At 51.0% G+C, this 18,245-nt stretch carries 18 protein-coding genes; 16 read left to right on the top strand and 2 right to left on the bottom strand.

Annotation, left to right across the window (positions count from 1 at the left end; genetic code table 11):
* Positions 1-31: 31 nt before the first annotated feature.
* Positions 32-994 (bottom strand): uroporphyrinogen decarboxylase family protein, encoded by a 963-nt coding sequence (locus U8U68_RS15085; protein WP_322202225.1) that lies wholly within the window; start codon positions 992-994, stop codon positions 32-34.
* Positions 995-1,361: 367 nt separating this feature from the next.
* On the opposite strand from U8U68_RS15085, the gene U8U68_RS15080 reads away from it, so the two are divergent.
* Positions 1,362-2,885 (top strand): Na+/H+ antiporter NhaC family protein, encoded by a 1,524-nt coding sequence (locus tag U8U68_RS15080; protein ID WP_322202223.1) that lies wholly within the window; start codon positions 1,362-1,364, stop codon positions 2,883-2,885.
* A 259-nt stretch (positions 2,886-3,144) separates the two neighbouring features.
* On the opposite strand, the gene U8U68_RS15075 is transcribed toward U8U68_RS15080, so the two are convergent.
* Positions 3,145-4,515: a hemerythrin domain-containing protein gene (locus U8U68_RS15075; RefSeq protein WP_322202221.1), complete on the bottom strand. Its 1,371-nt coding sequence runs from the start codon at positions 4,513-4,515 to the stop codon at positions 3,145-3,147.
* Between the two features lie 535 nt (positions 4,516-5,050).
* Here U8U68_RS15075 and miaB point away from each other — a divergent pair.
* The 15 genes from miaB (at position 5,051) to U8U68_RS15005 (ending at position 18,223) form a co-directional block, all read left to right on the top strand.
* Positions 5,051-6,469: a tRNA (N6-isopentenyl adenosine(37)-C2)-methylthiotransferase MiaB gene (gene miaB / locus U8U68_RS15070; protein WP_322202219.1), complete on the top strand. Its 1,419-nt coding sequence runs from the start codon at positions 5,051-5,053 to the stop codon at positions 6,467-6,469.
* A complete protein-coding gene (locus tag U8U68_RS15065; protein WP_322202217.1) occupies positions 6,438-6,998 on the top strand; it encodes a flavodoxin family protein in 561 nt (186 codons plus the stop codon). The genes miaB and U8U68_RS15065 overlap by 32 nt, the downstream gene beginning before the upstream one ends.
* Before the next feature lie 47 nt (positions 6,999-7,045).
* A complete protein-coding gene (locus U8U68_RS15060; protein ID WP_322202215.1) occupies positions 7,046-7,498 on the top strand; it encodes a DUF5301 domain-containing protein in 453 nt (150 codons plus the stop codon).
* Between the two features lie 53 nt (positions 7,499-7,551).
* Complete coding sequence (locus tag U8U68_RS15055; protein WP_322202213.1) at positions 7,552-7,884, top strand: hypothetical protein; 333 nt, start codon at positions 7,552-7,554, stop codon at positions 7,882-7,884.
* Between the two features lie 186 nt (positions 7,885-8,070).
* Positions 8,071-8,217, top strand: a complete 147-nt coding sequence (locus U8U68_RS15050; RefSeq protein WP_322202211.1) for a hypothetical protein — start codon at positions 8,071-8,073, stop codon at positions 8,215-8,217.
* 100 nt (positions 8,218-8,317) lie between these two features.
* Complete coding sequence (locus U8U68_RS15045; protein WP_322202209.1) at positions 8,318-8,725, top strand: YlbF/YmcA family competence regulator; 408 nt, start codon at positions 8,318-8,320, stop codon at positions 8,723-8,725.
* A gap of 44 nt (positions 8,726-8,769) precedes the next feature.
* Positions 8,770-11,385, top strand: coding sequence for a DNA mismatch repair protein MutS (mutS, locus tag U8U68_RS15040; protein ID WP_322202207.1), 2,616 nt, complete (start codon positions 8,770-8,772; stop codon positions 11,383-11,385).
* Between the two features lie 25 nt (positions 11,386-11,410).
* Positions 11,411-12,169, top strand: coding sequence for a class I SAM-dependent methyltransferase (locus tag U8U68_RS15035; protein WP_322202205.1), 759 nt, complete (start codon positions 11,411-11,413; stop codon positions 12,167-12,169).
* 4 nt (positions 12,170-12,173) lie between these two features.
* Positions 12,174-12,794: a ParB N-terminal domain-containing protein gene (locus U8U68_RS15030; protein ID WP_322202203.1), complete on the top strand. Its 621-nt coding sequence runs from the start codon at positions 12,174-12,176 to the stop codon at positions 12,792-12,794.
* Positions 12,791-12,931 (top strand): hypothetical protein, encoded by a 141-nt coding sequence (locus tag U8U68_RS15025; protein WP_322202201.1) that lies wholly within the window; start codon positions 12,791-12,793, stop codon positions 12,929-12,931. Before U8U68_RS15030 ends, U8U68_RS15025 begins: the two co-directional genes overlap by 4 nt.
* Positions 12,932-13,195, top strand: coding sequence for a GNAT family N-acetyltransferase (locus U8U68_RS22435; RefSeq protein ID WP_367575835.1), 264 nt, complete (start codon positions 12,932-12,934; stop codon positions 13,193-13,195). It begins immediately after the preceding gene.
* A 116-nt stretch (positions 13,196-13,311) separates the two neighbouring features.
* Entirely contained in the window at positions 13,312-15,234 is a 1,923-nt protein-coding gene (mutL, locus tag U8U68_RS15020) for a DNA mismatch repair endonuclease MutL (RefSeq protein WP_322202199.1), read from the top strand.
* The gene (gene miaA / locus U8U68_RS15015; RefSeq protein ID WP_322202198.1) at positions 15,231-16,214 is read left to right on the top strand and encodes a tRNA (adenosine(37)-N6)-dimethylallyltransferase MiaA; all 984 of its coding nucleotides are present in this window, start codon (positions 15,231-15,233) and stop codon (positions 16,212-16,214) included. Before mutL ends, miaA begins: the two co-directional genes overlap by 4 nt.
* Positions 16,204-17,523, top strand: a complete 1,320-nt coding sequence (locus U8U68_RS15010; RefSeq protein WP_322202196.1) for a biotin/lipoyl attachment domain-containing protein — start codon at positions 16,204-16,206, stop codon at positions 17,521-17,523. The genes miaA and U8U68_RS15010 overlap by 11 nt, the downstream gene beginning before the upstream one ends.
* Positions 17,501-18,223: a YggS family pyridoxal phosphate-dependent enzyme gene (locus U8U68_RS15005; RefSeq protein ID WP_322202194.1), complete on the top strand. Its 723-nt coding sequence runs from the start codon at positions 17,501-17,503 to the stop codon at positions 18,221-18,223. The genes U8U68_RS15010 and U8U68_RS15005 overlap by 23 nt, the downstream gene beginning before the upstream one ends.
* Positions 18,224-18,245 lie beyond the last annotated feature (22 nt).

Raw genomic sequence — 18,245 nt, 5'->3', positions numbered from 1 at the left:
CCTTGATTATGAATTACTGGAATGATATTTGTTAAGCCTGAGCCGCGGCTTCTACAGCCGCCCGCAGCCGCGCCAGATCAATGTCGGCAGGTACTGTGCAGTCCGCGCCCAGCATAAAGCCCTGTTTACCAAAACTGGCAATGACCTCTTTGGCTTGGGCCTGAATTTCCTCCATACTGCCGTTTATTAGGACCCCATGGTTGTCCATGCCGCCCAAAATAGGAGTTTTGAACCAATCACGTCCCTCTTGCAGGCTCATGCCACCCCGGTGCACGTCCCAGTTGAATAGGTCGCCAGGGTAGCCGGCATAGCGCCGGGGAGAGGAGTTAAATCCAAATTCCTCCTCGCCGCAGATGTGTACGATATTATATTTTCCCTCAAACTCCCGGGTTACATGCAGCACGGCCAGGTCCCAAGGCTTTACCAGTTTCTGCCAAGTTTCTTCCGCAAAACGCTGGGGTTCGCTGAACTGGCCAGAATAGTAGATACCGCTGCTGCCCAGCCGCAGGTAGTCCGCTGCCCATTCCTGGAAACTCTCTGCAATCCGCTTCATGCCTTCCATCACAGAATCAGGGTCTTCGGCGCAGTCGGCCATGAATTGCTGATCCGTGCTGCCTGCCAGCACATAGGTGAAGGAACCGATCTTAAAGGGGCTCCACATGGTTGGGAACGTCATAGCGTCACCTTGCAGCATCTCCAAAATGCGCTGGATGAGCTGGATCATTTCCTGATAATGCCGGCAGTCCTTGCCGGGCAGACGGATGCTGCGCCAATCGGAGGGCTTGGTGATCTTGATACCGTCGGTCAAAAAGCGGCCAAAGTTATCGTCCATAATTTTGACCACGTCCATGCCGGTTTCCCGGAAAAAGTCCACATGGGCCTGGGCACGCTCCTCCACAGTAAGCTCTTTGGGGTAGTGCCGCCAAAACCCAACCGGCACCCGGTCGGGAGTTTGGTTGTGGAATACAGCTTGCATTCTTGCTACTTTATTCATGATAGCTTCCTTTCTGCGAATACAGCGGATGATTTTTTGTTCTACCGTCCCCCAAAAAACCAGGCTGGCGGCAAAATGGCTGTAAAATCGCACAAAATCATTGGCATATATTGGAAAATATCATAACACATCTAAATGTGAATTGCAAGGATTTAGAAGAGAAGCTAAACATATGCCTATTAAATAGGCCATTTCATAATATGGACGACAAAGATGCGGAAACAAACGGGTAAGAGGCACATTTTTCAGTAGCATTTCAAAATAGAATGTGATATAATGTACGCCAAGCAGATAACGGCGCCTGCCTGGTTTGCTTTATTAAGAGGTTTAAAGTTACTTTCCGATTTATGTAAGGAGGGTTCGGACTATGGGATTGGAAATGATCGACGCCGGTTGGCTGTCCATATTGCCGCCGGTAGTGGCTATCACCCTGGCTCTGCTGACCAAGGAGGTATATTCATCCTTGTTTTTGGGGATTTTTACCGGTATGTGCATATACAGTTTTTCCACCGGTGGGAGTCTGTTACAGGCGGTTACATATATTTTTGATATGATGGCCGGGAAGATTGGCCAAAACGGTTATATGATTATCTTTCTGGTGCTGTTGGGTTCTTTGGTAGTGGTGGTTAACCGCTCTGGGGGCACGGCGGCTTACGGGCGTTGGGCCATTCGCCGTATTAAAACCAAGCGCAGTGCAAAACTGACCACGGCTCTACTGGGGCTGCTGATTTTTTTGGATGATGGCTTCAACTGTCTGACGGTAGGCACTGTAATGCGCCCAATCACCGACAAATGTAAGATCTCCCGGGAGAAGCTGGCCTATCTTTTGGATGCTACCGCGGCGCCCATTTGTATTATTGCGCCCATTTCCAGCTGGGCGGTGGCGGTGGCTTCGGAGGTGGAGGAAGCCGGCGGGCTCAATGCCTTTGTGCAGACCATTCCATATAATTTATATGCCCTTCTGACCATTGCCATGGTACTGTTCCTCAGTGCCACAAACTTTGACTTTGGCCCCATGAAGCGGGCCGAGGTGGAACTGGAGAATGTCTCTGAAACCACAGATGAGACGGAGGAGGTCCCTGTAAGAGGCAGCGTACTAGACTTGGTGCTGCCCATTGTTACGCTGATTGTCACAGCTATTTTGGGTATGGCCTATGTGGGAGGCTTTTTTGAGGGAGTCAGCTTTTCAGAGGCAATTGGGGCCAACCCCACGGCTGGGCTGACGTTAGGCACTTTTGCGGGCCTGCTGGTGGCGCTGCTCCTATATCTGCCCAGAAAGATTATGTCTATGCAGGAGTTTATGACCGGCATTATTGATGGAATCAAGACGATGATTCCTGCTTTAACCATTCTCATTTTGGCTTGGGCCTTGGGCGGCGTATGTCGGGAAATGATTGGTACTGGTACTTTTGTTAGCCAGGTAGTAGCCGGCGGAGGGCTGTCCTTTGGCCTAGTTCCAGCCGTTGTGTTCGCGGTGGCGGCATTTTTATCCTTCTCTATGGGGACGGCTTGGGGCACTTTTGGTATTTTGCTGCCCATTGTGTCCATGATTTGCGCCTCTCCTGAGGCCGCAGAGGTGCTTATCCCATCTTTAGGGGCCACCTTGGCGGGGTCTGTATACGGCGACCACTGTTCGCCGATTTCTGATACGACCATTTTGGCCTCAACCGGCGCGCAGTGTGGCCATATCCGCCATGTAGAGACCCAGCTGCCCTATGCTACATTGGTAGCTGTGGTGTGCTTCTTTGGATATCTGGTGGCGGGCTTTGTCCGAAACCCAATCATTACCATTGCAGTTTCCATATTAATACTGGGGCTGGTCCTTGGGGGCGCGGCTGTTTTGCAGAAGTATAGCGGCAAGGAAAAAACGGCCAGCGAGGAAGGCGCTTAATACTTCCTGGTCTATGGAATTCCCCAAATGGTGGAGCTTTCCACCCGACAGGGGAAAATAGCCGAAATAAGCGATAGGATGATAAAGGGCCCTTTGAAGAGATTTACAGATACGGTTAATTGGGGCAGCACCTATGGGGTAAGTGATTCCAAAGTGTAGCTAGTCATAGGGGAAGCTATAATACAAATGAAAAAGCAGAGCCACCTGGCTCTGCTTTTTATGCGGTCTATTTTTGAATCTATGGGCTTACTGAAAATGCTTAGGATTTGTTTCCCTCAAAAAAGTCATCGATTTTTTTCTTGATTTCTTGGGGCTTTAGGTGCTTTAAAAAGTAACCTGCCGGATTTAATGGCATGACTTTGATCATGCTTTCCGGATCTCTTTTTCCGGTAAGAAAGATTACAGGAATATGGTCAAACTCTTTGACAGTCCGGAGCATCTCCAGAGTCTGGCGGCCATCGCAGACCGGCATTTCATAGTCTAGAAGCACCAAATCGGGCTGCTCCAGAGTGATGGCCCGAAAGGCAGAAGCCCCGGAATCTGCCAGAGAAACATCATAATCGTTTTCTAGCAACTGCTTCATTCCTTGGCGGATGGTTAAAGAATCGTCCACTAATAATATCTTTTTCTTGTGCGCGGCTTCTTCCTGTTCGGCCTGATGCTTCCGTTCTGATAAATACTTCTCTACTTCCTTAATGGCATTCTGATTTTCAATAGGTGTCAGATGGCCGCCCTGAAGCATGTTAGGGGCAATGGCGCAATACGCAAAATAGCCCGCGCCGGTATTGAATAATAGGCTGACCTGTGGTTTTTCCTGGGTGAACACCTCTTGAAACTGCTCATAGGTCATCAGGTTTTCTTCTTCCGGTTCACAGAACTTGCCGCCTGGCAGATGCTCCAACACCCGCCCCACAAACTGCCGGGCTGTATACCTGGCCGCGTGTATGAGCATGCTGTCCATACGGTTGGTCTGGACGCCCATGATTTTTCCCACTGTATTAATTAAAAGCTTTTCTTCGAAAACTAAAATAATTTCCTGCCGCTTTTCCTCATCGTCCTTAGAACGGCAAACCAGCCGGTAGTATACCCCTTTACCAAACTTTTCCCCGCTGTACGTGTCGCTGATCACCTGTGACTCCAGGTGGAACAAATCGAATATCAGCTGTATAATCAGCTTTTTTATGGACTTCAGTTCGTTCTCTGGCAACAGGTCGTCCCACTTGCTTTGGTGCCGGCCAACAATCGCCTGGTCCTCGGTCAAAGTGTGTCCAATCAGCCAGCCGGTACAAACACCCAGAAAATGGTCTACAGCCTCTGGGGAATAACCGCTTTGCTCCAGCTCCTGCTCCAGCGCGGGCAGGGTGTTTTCCCGAAACCCACGATGGATGTGGATGTGCCGCTCCAGTCCCTCATAGTTGATAGACGCCATGTAGCTTTCTTCGTCGGCAAAGTGTTTCACGGTGTGGCCTTTAAAATACTTGATTCCCTCCTGGCATGTCCTCTGATTTTTCTTTTCCTCTTCTCCAAAGGCGAAAAGCTTGTTGATGATCTTGAATAGTCGCTGGTGTTCTTTGTCGATAATCTCTACACCGAGATTATACTCATTCGACCACACCAAATGATTGTCCATCGAAATGATCCTCCTCTGCGTTAGCCCTTTTGTGATTAAAAGATTAAGTTAAAAAATGATTGAGAATGAAACCCATTTGGAGCTTACCATATTTTGACCAAGTAAAAAGGACTGCTTGGCCATCTGTGGAAGCGCCGAATGTACCGTTTGCATACATTATAGCACGTTCCAAAAGGAATGTCCATTATAAAGTGCAGCATTCTACATGGAAAATAAAATTTATTTAGTTAAAATTGAATTAAGAATTTAGATAAACATAGCCTGCTTCCTACCATGAGGGTGATTAGGACCAGTATGGTACGCAATGGTGCTTCGGAAGTGAAGGAGTGAATCTTTGAAAGAGCAAAGTTGAAAAGAGAAATTTTGAACGCAGACGAGGACAGGCGGGATGTTCTATACTATTCTTCAATAAACCATAATGTGCGCTTTATCTGCATTAGACATAAGGAACAATCTTGCAGTTTTAGCGGTCTTGTGCTAAAATATATAAAATGGGTTTTTATAGGCAGATGGTAGAAAAGGAGCGTGGCCTTTTTTGGATAGAGAATGGACCGCCTACAAGGCGGAGGTCCGTAGGATGATGCAGGAGAGAATAGAGGGCGTGCCGCTGGCTTATGTACGTACCTATGGGTGCCAGCAAAATGTGGCAGATGGGGAGAAAATTAAAGGGCTGCTGGCTGAAATGGGTTTTGGCTTTACAGAGTGTGATAAAGACGCAGACCTTATTCTTTTTAATACCTGCGCCGTGCGGGAGCACGCTGAGGACCGGGTGTTTGGAAATGTGGGAGCGCTGAAGCATCTAAAGCGAAAAAAACCTGGGCTGATTATCGCGGTTTGTGGCTGCATGACCCAGCAGCAGCCGGTAGCCCAGCGACTGCAAAAGACCTTTCCCTTTGTGGATCTGGTGTTTGGTACCCATGTAATCCACCGGCTGCCAGAAATGCTTTACCAGGTGCTGGACCGCCAGGAGCAAGTTCTGGTGCTGGGGGAGGAGGAAACCGTTCTTCGGGAAGGCCTGCCGGTGCGCCGGGATGGCGAGACTCGGGCCTGGGTCACGGCGATGTACGGCTGTGACAATTTCTGCTCTTACTGTATCGTACCCTACGTACGGGGCCGGGAGAAGAGCCGCCGCCCGGAGCATATCATTGACGAATGCCGTTCTCTAGTGGAGGCGGGGTATAAGGAGATCACCCTATTGGGGCAGAATGTGAACTCCTATGGAAAGGGCCTGCCGGAACCCACTAATTTTTCCAAACTGCTAAGGCAACTGGATGCTATTGATGGAGACTGGCGGCTGCGCTTTATGACGTCTCACCCCAAAGACGCCTCTAAAGAGCTGTTTGACACAATGGCTCAGAGCCGTCATATTCCCCACCATATCCACCTGCCCTTCCAGTCTGGTAACGACCGGGTGCTAAGGGAGATGAATCGCCGGTATGACCGGGAAAAGTATCTATCGCTGGTTGCCTACGCCCGAAAGGTTATGCCGGACATCACCTTTACATCAGATGTAATTGTGGGCTTTCCTGGTGAAACCTATGAGGAATTTCAGGACACTCTTACCTTGATTAAAGAGGTGGAATTTGTCAACTTGTTCACTTTCATCTACTCGTCTCGTCCAGGCACCAAAGCTGCCAGTATGCCGGACCCGGTGTCTCATGAGGAAAAGACCCGGTGGTTCGCGGAACTCTTAAAAGTGCAGGAAAAGATCGCCGCCCAGCACTGTGCCGCTCTGGTAGGCAGCAACCAGCAAGTGCTGGTAGAGGGCCGGGACCAAAAGACCGGGTTGCTCTCGGGCCGGACGGCGGGCAGTCTGGTAGTCTTGTTCCCAGGAGGGGATGATTGGCTGGACCAATTTGCCCAGGTACAGATCACCGAGGCCAGAGGCTGGAGCCTGAGAGGATGTTTGAAGGAGGAGAAATATGATCACGCTGCTTGTCAATGCCAGCCCTAAAAACAATGGGGCCACCCAGGAAATTCTTCAAACCATGCAGGAAGTGGTTCCAGAGGCCGGACTGGTCTGCCTAGGGGATTACCAAATTAATGATTGTTTAGGCTGCAAGGCCTGCTATACAACCCGCGCCTGTGTGCGCAAAGACGATATGCAGGGACTGCTGGAAAAAATGGACCAGGCGGACCGGCTGGTGATTGCCGCGCCCTCCTACTGGGCGGATGTGCCAGGAATCTTCAAGTCCTTCATCGACCGTTGCACGCCCTACAGCGACACCAATCCCGACTCTGAACATCCTCGGCTGCGGTCGGGAAAGCTCTGCTACGCTCTAGCCCTGCGTACGGGGCAAAGGCCCGCCGAGTGTGAGCATATCATCGAGACCATTGCCCATTGGTGCGGACATATGGGCATCGAGATGGCGGACAGCCTCTACTTTTGCGGTATAGGGGGGAAGGAGGACATAGAGCCGCATAAGGAAATGCTCTGGCAAAAGGCCCAGCAGTGGCTGGGCCCGGCGGGGATAGACCATTAAGGAATCGTTCTAAATTATTTGTTTTGTCAAAGAGAGGTGCATTGTGTATGAATGCCAAAAAGAGAAGTCTAGTCATCGTTCTGTGCTGCGTCGGGACCGGATTGCTCCTAGTTGCCGCCTGGGTGTTTTTCCATTTTGTCAGTTTTCGGAGCTATGAGCTGATTTTGCCGGACTATAACGATCTTAAAGGGGTGGCCTTGACCTATAAAGGGAAAGAGGTGGAACAGAAGGGGGCGTTCGCGGAGGACGTGCTCTTTATTCTCAAAGGGAACAACAGAAGTACAAAATTCGAGAGCGTTCAGGATGCGCCGGTAAATGTGGAGGAAGAGGCGTTGATAAAGGTGGATTTTCTCCACACAGGCGGCGGTGTATCCACGGTGTTTGTTTACCATCAGCCCAGGAGAGACGGCGAATTCTTTATTGAGCAGCCGTATAATGGCATCTATGAGATTTCTGGGGATGAGTACAACTCCATCCTGCGGTACGCAAGTGAATCGTAAGCAAAGGCAGATTGAATATAATAAATCTTTTGTATAATCCGGGGGCGAATAGCATGGAGAAATGGATTCTCTTTGTAGTGTGTTGGATTTCGGGGGTCATCTTTCTGGGTATAGGCGTCTATGCCCACAGGCTGCGGGGCCGGCCTATGAATTTCTGGTCTGGCCAGGAGGTGCCCAAAGAAAGTATCAGCGACCTTCCTGGCTACAACCGGGCCATGGGGTGGCTATGGGGCAGCTACAGTGCGCCCTACTTTATTTCGGGTCTGGTGGCGCTGTGGCGGCCTATAGAGGCAACAGTGCTGATGTGCGTTATATGTGGAGCGGGCTCGGTAGCGCTGGTACTTATTTATAAGAGAGTTATCGAGAAAAAATACCGGGTCAAATAGGAAGGCCAATGGGAATTTTTAGAAAATAGGGAGCGCTTCGGCCTGTGCCGATTGTACCGTCCCAATGTGGAGGTGCGTGACCGGCGCCAGGAGATCTGTGTAGGAGGGAAAAAACCGCCTTTACCGACAATTTGGCCATACTGCTCTGCGACAGCTGCCCCAGTCGGGCAGAGGAAGCCGTGTTTTTTGACAAAAACTGCGCGACGCGTAAATGTGTGCAGGAAAAGAGGGTATGAGCATTGTGGTTACTGTCAAGACTATCCCTACGCCATCGTTCCGGCAGAGCCCGGCTTCAAGGAGGGCGTCCGCATGGTGGATAGGGAAAAGCGCTGAACCTGGGAGAACGAAAAGCGGGTGGCGGCGTAGGTTTTTAAAATAGATATGGACGAGTTCCATAAAAAGTATGGATTATAATTCTTAGGAGGAAACAAAAATGGACATCATCGAACTGACACGAGAACTGGGCAAGGCGATTCAGGCGGACCCCCGCTATATAGAGATGCAGCTGGCCCGCCAGCAAAGTGACGAGGACCAGGAGCTACAGGATGCCATTGGAGAGTTTAACCTTAAGCGCATGGCCATCAGCAACGAGGCAGCGAAACCCGACCGTAACGACGAAACGATGCAGCGGCTGAACCAGGAATTCCGAGACGTATACGCCAAGATTATGGCCAATGAGCATATGATCCGCTACAATGCGGCAAAGACGGAATTTGATGCTATATTCCAGCGGGTGACAGGCATTTTAAGTTTGTGTGCCGACGGTGGGGATCCGGCGACTTGCGATTATGACGCGGCCAGCTGTGGCGGGGACTGTTCCAGCTGCGCGGGGTGCCACTAAAAGGCTAAAGCTAGATTATTAAAGATAAGGTGGGTTAAAGGGGCATGGCAGAATATTCCCCCATGATGAAGCAGTATTTCCAGGTGAAGAAGGAACACCCGAATTCCATTTTGTTTTTCCGTCTGGGCGATTTTTATGAGATGTTCTTTAATGACGCAAAAACCGTCTCACAGGAGCTGGATCTGACCCTAACCAGCAAGGAATGCGGCCAGGATGAGAAAGCTCCCATGTGCGGCATTCCTTTTCATAGCGCCGAGGGGTACATTAGCCGGCTGCTGGTCAAAGGTTACCGGGTGACCATCTGCGACCAGGTGGAGGACCCCAAACTGGCTAAGGGACTGGTGAAACGAGAGGTGGTCCGGGTGATCACCCCAGGAACAGTGCTGGAAGGCAGTATGCTGGATGAATCCAGAAATAATTATATCTGCTCTATCTGTTACCACGGCAGTGAGGCGGGGATTTGTTTTGCGGATGTTTCCACCGGAGAACTCTATGCGGGGCGGCTGGACGCAGCTTCTCCCCAAGATATGACCCGGGAGCTGGAAAACAGACTGAGCCGGTACGGCCCCAGAGAAATTTTGATCAACCCTCAGGCTACGGACCTGACGGAGCTAGCCGTATTTATCCGAGACCGGCTGCACGCTTCAGTGGAATGTATGGATCAGGAGATTTACCAGTCAGAGATGGCCCAAACGGTGGTAGTGAAGCAGTTTGGCGGCAAGGACCTGGAGCAGCTCTCCCTGGGAGACAAGCCCTTGACAGTGTTGGCCATTGCCGCACTGCTGGACTATTTAAGCCGGACCCAAATCACTGGGCTTGAGCGCATGACGGAGATTGAGCTGGAGGCAGATGCCGCCTATATGTCCTTAGATCTGAATACTGTGCGAAATCTGGAGCTGGTGGAGACCATGCGCAACAAGGAGCGCAAGGGCTCCCTGCTGTGGGTGCTGGACCGCACCCGGACCCCCATGGGCAAGCGGCTGATTCGGGCATGGCTGGAACGGCCGCTGTTAAGTCCTGCTAAGATTACTCTGCGGCTGAACGCTGTAGAGGAACTGACCCAGTCTCAGCGGTTGCTGGATGACCTGGACGCCCAGCTTACCGGCATCCACGATCTGGAACGCATTATGACCCGTATTGTTTACGGCTCCGCCAATGGCCGGGAGCTGCGGTCTTTGTGTGCAGCCCTGCAAAAGCTACCGGGACTGAAAGCTATTTTGGACAGCTGTCAGGCTACCTTGCTGGGGGACTTGAACTGCGAAATTGACGGTCTGGAGGACGTGGCCCAGCTTATTGACGAAGCCATTGACGAGAACCCGCCGTTTACCATCCGCGAGGGTAAGCTGATCCGCAAGGGCTTTAGCCCGGAGCTGGACGCCATACGTAGCGACATGACCGGCGGGCAGGCCCTTATCGCTTCGGTAGAGGCCCGAGAGAGGGAACGTACCGGTATTCCCAAACTAAAGGTGGGCTTTAACCGGGTGTTCGGCTATTATATTGAAGTAACCAACTCCTACAAGAGCCAGGTACCCGAGGACTATATCCGCAAGCAGACTCTCACCGGCAGTGAGCGGTATATTACCCAAGAGCTGAAGGACCTGGAAAATCGGGTGTTAGGGGCCCATGACCGCTCCATTGAGATGGAGGGTAAAATTTTTGAGGAAATTCGCCGCAAAGTGGCCCAAGAGCTTACTCGGGTCCAGTCCAGTGCCAAGGCAGTGGCTGCTTTGGATGTTCTGGGCTCCTTTGCCACTGTGGCAGTGAAGAACGATTATACCAGGCCTGTGGTAAATGTTAGCGGTAAGCTGTACATAAAAGACGGACGCCACCCGGTGGTGGAGGCCCTGCTTCACGACACGCCCTTTGTACCTAATGACGTGGATATGGACATGAACGACACCCGGGTGGCCATTATCACTGGGCCCAATATGGCGGGGAAATCCACCTATATGCGGCAGACAGCCCTGATCACCATTATGGCACAAACCGGCTGTTTTGTGCCTGCGGCTGTGGCAGAGATCGGCATTGTGGATGGCATATACACCCGGGTAGGGGCTTCCGATGATCTTTCGGCGGGGCAGTCTACCTTTATGATTGAAATGAGCGAGGTGGCGGAGATCATGAAAAACGCCACTGGAAAAAGTTTGATTATTTTTGATGAGATCGGCCGGGGCACCTCCACTTTTGATGGCATGAGCATTGCCCGGGCGGTGCTGGAATATGTACAGGACCCCAAGCAAATTGGAGCCAAGACCCTGTTTGCCACCCATTACCACGAGCTTACCGAGATGGAAAGCCTGCTGCCTGGGGTGAAGAACTTTAACATTGCGGTAAAAAAGCGGGGGGACGATATTACCTTTTTGCGGCGCATCCTGCGGGGCGGGGCAGATGACAGTTTTGGTATTGAGGTGGCCAAGCTGGCTGGGGTGCCGGATAAGGTGATTCGCCGGGCCAAGCAGGTGCTGGCCGAGCTGGAGGGCTCCAGCGGGGAATACACAGCCCAGCAAGCGGCAGCACACTCCGTAGAAGAGCCGGTGCAGCTAACAATGGAGAGTACCGAGGGCGAAGTATTGCAAAAGCTGCGGGGCCTGGACGTGAATGCCCTGACACCCATCCAATGTATGAACGCGCTGTTTGAACTGAGTAGTATGTTAAAATAATATGGAATGTTTAGGAGAGATATAAATGGAAAGCTATCAAGATATTAACGCCCGTACCATTGACCAGTGGGTGGAAAATGGCTGGGAGTGGGGGAAGCCCATCTCTCATGAGGAGTACGTGAATGCTCTAAAGGGTGAGTGGAAGGTGCTGTTGACCCCCACAAAGCCGGTGCCTAAGGAATGGTTTGGCAACCTAAAAGGCAAGCGGGTGCTGGGGCTTGCCAGCGGCGGCGGCCAGCAGATGCCCGTCTTTGCGGCACTGGGGGCCCAGTGTACAGTGTTGGACTACTCGCCTCGCCAGTTAGAAAGTGAACACCTGTTGGCGGAGCGGGAGGGCTATCCTATCCGCATCATCCGGGGGGACATGACTAAGCCATTGCCCTTTGAAGATAACTCTTTTGACCTGATCTTCCACCCAGTCTCCAACTGCTATGTCCGGGAGGTCAAACCTATCTTCAAGGAGTGCTACCGGGTGTTGGCCCCAGGGGGTGCGCTGCTTTCCGGTCTGGACAATGGTATTAATTTTTTATTCGTGGATGAAGACGATCGCTCGCAGCTGTGCACATTTCCCTTTGACCCGGTGGCGAACCCGGACCAGCGGGCGCAGCTGGAGGCGGAGGATGACGGAATGCAGTTTTCCCATACCATGGATGAACAGATTGGAGGTCAGCTGGAGGCGGGTTTTCGGCTAACGCATCTCTATGAGGACACCAATGGCTACGGGGTGCTTCATGAGCATAACATCCCTTGCTTTCTGGCCACCAGAGCTGTAAAGGAGGAATAGATCGATGCAGGCGGATGTTCAGCGTATTAACACATACAGTGACCCTCGGTTTTCCCAGCGGGTGCTGTGGCAGCACGGGGCCTTTTTGGCGGACGGGCAGCCCTATGAGGTAGAGATCACCGGACCTCATACAGCGGTGGTACGGGGGCTGAATCCCTCGATTTTCCCAGAAGTGATCGAATTATTCCGGTTCTTTGCAGAGCATATTTGTTACTTTTATAATGAGATAGGCCAGCTGGTAAGGGAATACCCACCGGTAAAGCTGTTTTGGGTGGATCTTTCAGAAATACAGCCCTCGCAGTTTTATGTGGATGAGGAGAAGCTGGCGGCGGTTAAGACCTTTGTGACGCAGCCGGAGGATATTGTGGTACCAGTGATACGTGGGGAAACGGGTTATATTTCTTTGGACGGTCACACCAGGCTGGCCCTGGCTCTAGAACTGGGCTTTGACAAGGTAATGGCCTTTCGGACTCGAGCTGGGGAATATATGAAAGACTTTGTACGAGAGGCCCAAGAAAGAGAAATTTTTTCACCCAATGACCTAAAAATACTATCTCATTCTGAGTATGAGATAAAGTGGAATCAGTTTTGCGACGATTTTTTTGAGAGGAGAGCTGAAACATGACGATACGCTATGCGAATAGGGCGGATACCTCGCTTCTTCTTTCCCATGATCGCCATGTTACACAAGGAGAATTGCTTTACAGTATCGGAAGGAACCAAGTGCTGATGCTGTTTGAGGAAGAAACCTTTGCCGGCTGACTGCGGTACCACCTGTTTTGGTCGCATATTCCCTTTATGGATATGCTGTTTTTTCTAGAGGAGTACCGAGGCAGGGGGCTTGGAGGAAAACTGACGGCATTTTGGGAAAGCGAGATGAAAGCCCAGGGCTATAAGCGGGTCATGACGTCTTCGCGGTCGGACGAGCGGGGACAGTTCTTTTACCGCAAACATGGTTATGTGGACTGTGGGGCATGGCTTTTACCAGGAGAACCATTAGAAATTTTCTTTTATAAAGATATATAGTCAACACTGTAAAGTAAACCACCCTTACGTTTGGCAGGGCTTTCTAAAATTTTTAAATGTCAAAACAGGTCGGTTAGTTATGAATAGATTATTCTTAAAAAGAAAGGCGGCGTCTTATGCCTAAAATTCAAGTGCTGGATAAGCAGGTGGCAGAGTTGATTGCCGCTGGCGAGGTGGTGGAACGTCCTTCAGCGGTGATCAAGGAGCTGGTGGAGAATTCGGTAGACGCCGGAGCCACTGTAATTACGGTAGAGATCCGCCGGGGCGGTGTGACTTATATGCGGGTCACAGATAACGGCTGTGGAATAGCTCCAGAGGATGTAAGTACGGCCTTTCTGCGTCACGCGACCAGTAAAGTAGTAAGTCAGGAGGACCTGAACGCCATTGGCACCCTGGGCTTTCGGGGGGAGGCGTTGGCTTCCATCTCGGCGGTGTCCCATGTTGAATTGTTGACTCGAGCGGCAGAATATGCCACGGGGACGCGTTACACCTGCGGAGGCGAGGAGTTGCCTACTTTGGCAGAGGCAGGGTGCCCGCAGGGAACCACGATTGTGGTTCGGGACCTATTCTTTAATACTCCAGCTAGAATGAAGTTTTTAAAAAAGGATTCTACCGAAGGCAACGCGGTGGCGGGTATACTGGATAAACTGGCCCTGTCTCACCCGGAAATATCCTTTCGGCTCATTCGGGATGGTAGGGAGCAGCTGCGTACTCCTGGGGACAGTAAGCTGGCTTCGGCAGTATATGCTGTCTACGGAAAAGAATTTTCCTCGGGATTAATTCCTGTTGACTACCAATTAGATCACGTCCATATCAGCGGCTTTGTCTGTACTCCTGCTGCTACCAGGCCTAACCGGAGTATGCAGAATATTTTTATTAACGGAAGATTTATCCGCAGCCGTACTGCTATGGCCGCTTTGGAAGAGGCCTATAAGGGATCCATCATGGTGGGAAAATTTCCAGCCTGTGTGTTGCACATGCTGGTGGCCTGTGGGGCGGTAGATGTCAATGTGCATCCGGCTAAGCTGGAAGTGCGCTTTGTTAATGAACGGCCTATTTTCGACGCAGTGTATCATGGCGTGCGCTCTGCACTCAATCAGGGGGACCGGCCTAAGGTGATGGAAATAAAACGTCCAGTGCTTTCACCTTATACACCGGAACTACAAAAGCCGGATCAGATGAAGATAAACACGCTGAATCCCACAGACGGGCCGTTGATTTTACGAGACAGCGGCGCGGTTGTCCTCCGGGAGCCAGAGCGCTCCGATCCAATACTGGAAATTTTGGAACAAGTACCACAGCCTGTACCGCTGCCCCAGAATAGCAAGTCACAGGAATCGTTGTATACGGAGTCCATACCCCGTCCTCAGTTGGTAGAGCGGCCCCGGCCGAAGCCCCAGCCACCTTTCCAGTCTCCATCACCGCAAGATTTCCCGCCCCAGCCAAATTCCTCTGTCTTTCCAGTGAATTTTCACCGGCGTATATTGGGGGAGGCATTTGGAACCTATATTATTGTAGAGTATAGCTCTGACCAGCTGATGCTGATAGATAAACACGCTGCTCATGAGAGGCTAATTTATGAGCGACTGAAAGCCAGTGAACGCGGCAGTGAAGCCCAGAAGCTTTTAGAACCAATAGCGGTGAACCTGGATATGGACGAGTATTCCGCTTTATTGGCCCATGAGGAGGAAATGCTGCGGGCGGGATTTGAAATATCAGATTTTGGTTCAGGGACCGTGCTGGTGCGCTCTGCGCCCATGCTGCTGGACGGAGGAGACGCCGCCGCTGCGGTAATGGAGATTGCCGGATATTTGGCAGGTTTCAAAACAGAGATCACCACAGAGCATATGGATTGGTTGTACCACAACGTAGCCTGCCGGGCTGCGATGAAAGCCGGGGACCACAGCAGCCGGGAAGAGCTGGCGGCCCTGGCAGAACAGCTAGAGCAAAATCCTCAGGTGCGGTATTGTCCTCATGGCAGGCCAGTGTATATTCTTTTAAAGAAGAAAGAGATAGAAAAACAGTTTGGGAGAATATGATGACAGAAAAGATACCAGTGGTGGCTGTGACAGGTCCTACAGCCGTAGGAAAGACCGCTTTGGGAGTCCGGTTGGCGGAGGAACTGGGAGGTGAAATCGTCTCCTGTGATTCTATGCAGGTGTACAAAAATTTAGAGGTGGGTACCGCTCAGCCAGACCAGGACGAACTGGCCCGGGCCAGGCATCATCTGGTGGGTTTTTTGCCCTGGGACCAGGACTTCAGTGTTTCTGACTATGTGGGGCTGGCCGGACGAGCTATTGAAGAAATATATGGCAGAGGAAGCCTGCCGGTGCTGGTGGGGGGAACAGGGTTATACGCCCGGTCACTGCTGCGAGGATTTGCCTTTTCTCAGGCCTGCCGGGACGACACTGTGCGGGAACGGCTGATCCGAGAGGCACAGGCGCTGGGGCCGGTAGAAATGCACCGGCGGCTGGCAAAAGTGGATCCTCGTTCGGCAGAAGAGATTCACCCCAATAATGTAAAACGAGTCCTGCGTGCCCTGGAATATTGGGAGCTTTTAGGCGAACCCTTCTCTTGCCAGGCCCAGCGTTCCCAGCAGATGGAGCCTCCCTACAACCATGTAATGTTTTGCCCCGTTTACCGGGACAGGAAGCGGCTTTATAGCCGCATTAACGTTCGGGTGGATTGGATGATGGAGCGGGGGCTTTTAGAAGAGGCAAAGCGGCTGTTTGACTATTGTACAGAGGCCCAGAGGCCCCCCACGGCAGCGCAGTCCATTGGGTATAAAGAGTTGTTCCCCTATTTTCGGGGAGAGATTAGCTTGGAGGAGGCAGTAGAGGACATCAAACGGGAAAGCCGCCGGTACGCAAAACGGCAGCTTACCTGGTTTTTTCGGGAACCCCAGGCGGTATTTCTCTACATGGATGATCTTGGTACCGTTGAAAACGCTTTGGCGGAGTGCCTGCGGGTGCTGGAAGAGCGGGGACTTAGAATGAGAGGTGGTAGCGGTGGAGTCTAAAAAAATACGAACAGCGGCAGGAATTAGTATCGCTCTGCTGATTTTGATGTATGTGGCCTTCTATTTCATCAACTTGCAGTCCGGTAATTCGGTCAAAGGGATTACCACCGAAACTGCCATGTATGGTGAGGTATTCGATTCTTTGCAGACCCGGGGGTTTGCCATACGGGAGGAGTCCATTATTGACCAAAGTTACAGCGGCGTAGTCAATTACCGGGTCTCCAATGGTTCCCGGGTTTCCGAGGGAGGCGTGATTGCAGACATCTACAACAGCGAAGGGGATGCCGCGGCTCAAAATAGGATTGACCGAATCGATAGTGAGATCGCCAGTTTGCAGGCGCTTTCTCAGCCGTTAAACTATTTTGCCTCTACGCCTAATGCTGTGGGCAGCCAAATTTTAGACGCGTTGGGAAGCATATTAACCGATATACAAAGAAATGATTTTGCGGACATCTCACGGCGTAAGGAAGGGCTGCTCACCTCATTAAGCCGGAAGATGGTTATTTCCGGGCAGGAGAGTGCGGAAGACTATGCCCAACGTATTGAAGAATTAAAGGCGGAGCGGGACAGTCTAAGTGCCTCGGCGGGGGAGGCCGTGGACGTGATTGAGGCGCCCAATGCCGGGTATTTTATTGGGTTCACTGATAGCTTTGAGAGTGTGTTTGACATTCAGGATGTGGAGAAGATTACTCCTGCTAAGGTAGAGGAACTGCTGTCCTTGGAACATGGTTCAGGAGCCTATTCGCCGGTGGGAAAGATCTGCGGCGACTTTAAATGGTACCTGGTCTGTGAATTTGATGACAATGATATGATCAAATTTGAGGGGGTAGAGGACGTCAGCTTGGATATTCCCTTTGCCAGCACAGAGACGATACCAGCAAAGGTGGTTGCCAAAAATAGAGACTCCAGCAAGGCAAAAACCGCAGTGGTACTAAAATGTTCCTACATGGACGCAGACATTGCCACAGTACGCAATGAGATGGTACAGATCAATGTGAAGGATTATAGCGGCGTGCTGGTTAGCGAAAAAGCTCTGCGCTTTCAGGATATTGAGGTAACAGAGAAAGACGAAAATGGAAACACTGTTACAAAAGTACATGAGAATGTAAAGGGTGTTTACGTAGTGTATGGTGAGCGACTGGAATTTGTCCAGGTATTTACAGAGAAAAACGTGAATGGTTACGCAGTATGTAAAACCGAGCTAAGTGAAGAAGAGCAGAGTATGCTGGTTACGGAGCGAACTGTGCAATTATACGACGATGTGGTAATAGGAGGGGTGGATTTGTATGACGGAAAAGTTATTCGATAGTCGTTTGGCTACGTTTGATGAGAACTATCAAAGGATTCTGGAACAGATCGCCTGGGCGGCGGAACGTTCTGGAAGAAGCTTAGATGAGATTACGCTGCTGGCAGCTACTAAGACTGTGCCAGTGGAGGTGATCAACTACGGCATTTCTAAGGGACTTCGCTGTCTAGGGGAAAACCGGGTGCAGGAACTTTTGGACAAATACGGCGTTTTGGACAAGACCCGCTGTGACCTACAATTTATCGGACAGCTACAGACCAACAAGGTAAAGTACTTGGTGGATAAGGTCAGCTGTATCCAATCTGTGGACAGCGTAAAGCTGGCGAAAGAGATTGACCGTTTATCCCAAAAGAATGGTAAAATTATGAAAGTGCTGGTGGAGGTCAATATAGGGGGAGAGGAGAATAAAGGCGGCGTGGCCCCAGATGCTCTACTGGAATTTGTGGACGAGATCCGCGCTTTGCCTGGACTGCACGTACAGGGACTCATGGCTATTCCCCCTATATGTAGTGATAAAAAGGATCTTTTCCGCTATTTTTTTTTAATGGAGCAATATTATGTTGACATAAAGGGAAAAACAATGGATAATGTTAGCATGGAAACGCTTTCGATGGGCATGTCGTCCGATTTTGTCCAGGCGATCGAATGCGGCGCTACCATGGTGCGCGTAGGCTCTTCTCTGTTTGGGGCCAGGGCCCGTTAACTTAAGGGAGGTCGAATTCAAT

The sequence above is a fragment of the Acutalibacter intestini genome, assembly GCF_034334985.1.
GTDB lineage: Bacteria > Bacillota > Clostridia > Oscillospirales > Acutalibacteraceae > Acutalibacter > Acutalibacter intestini.
The sequence above is the reverse complement of the archived record's forward strand: the minus strand, read 5'-3'. Positions and strand labels throughout refer to the sequence as shown.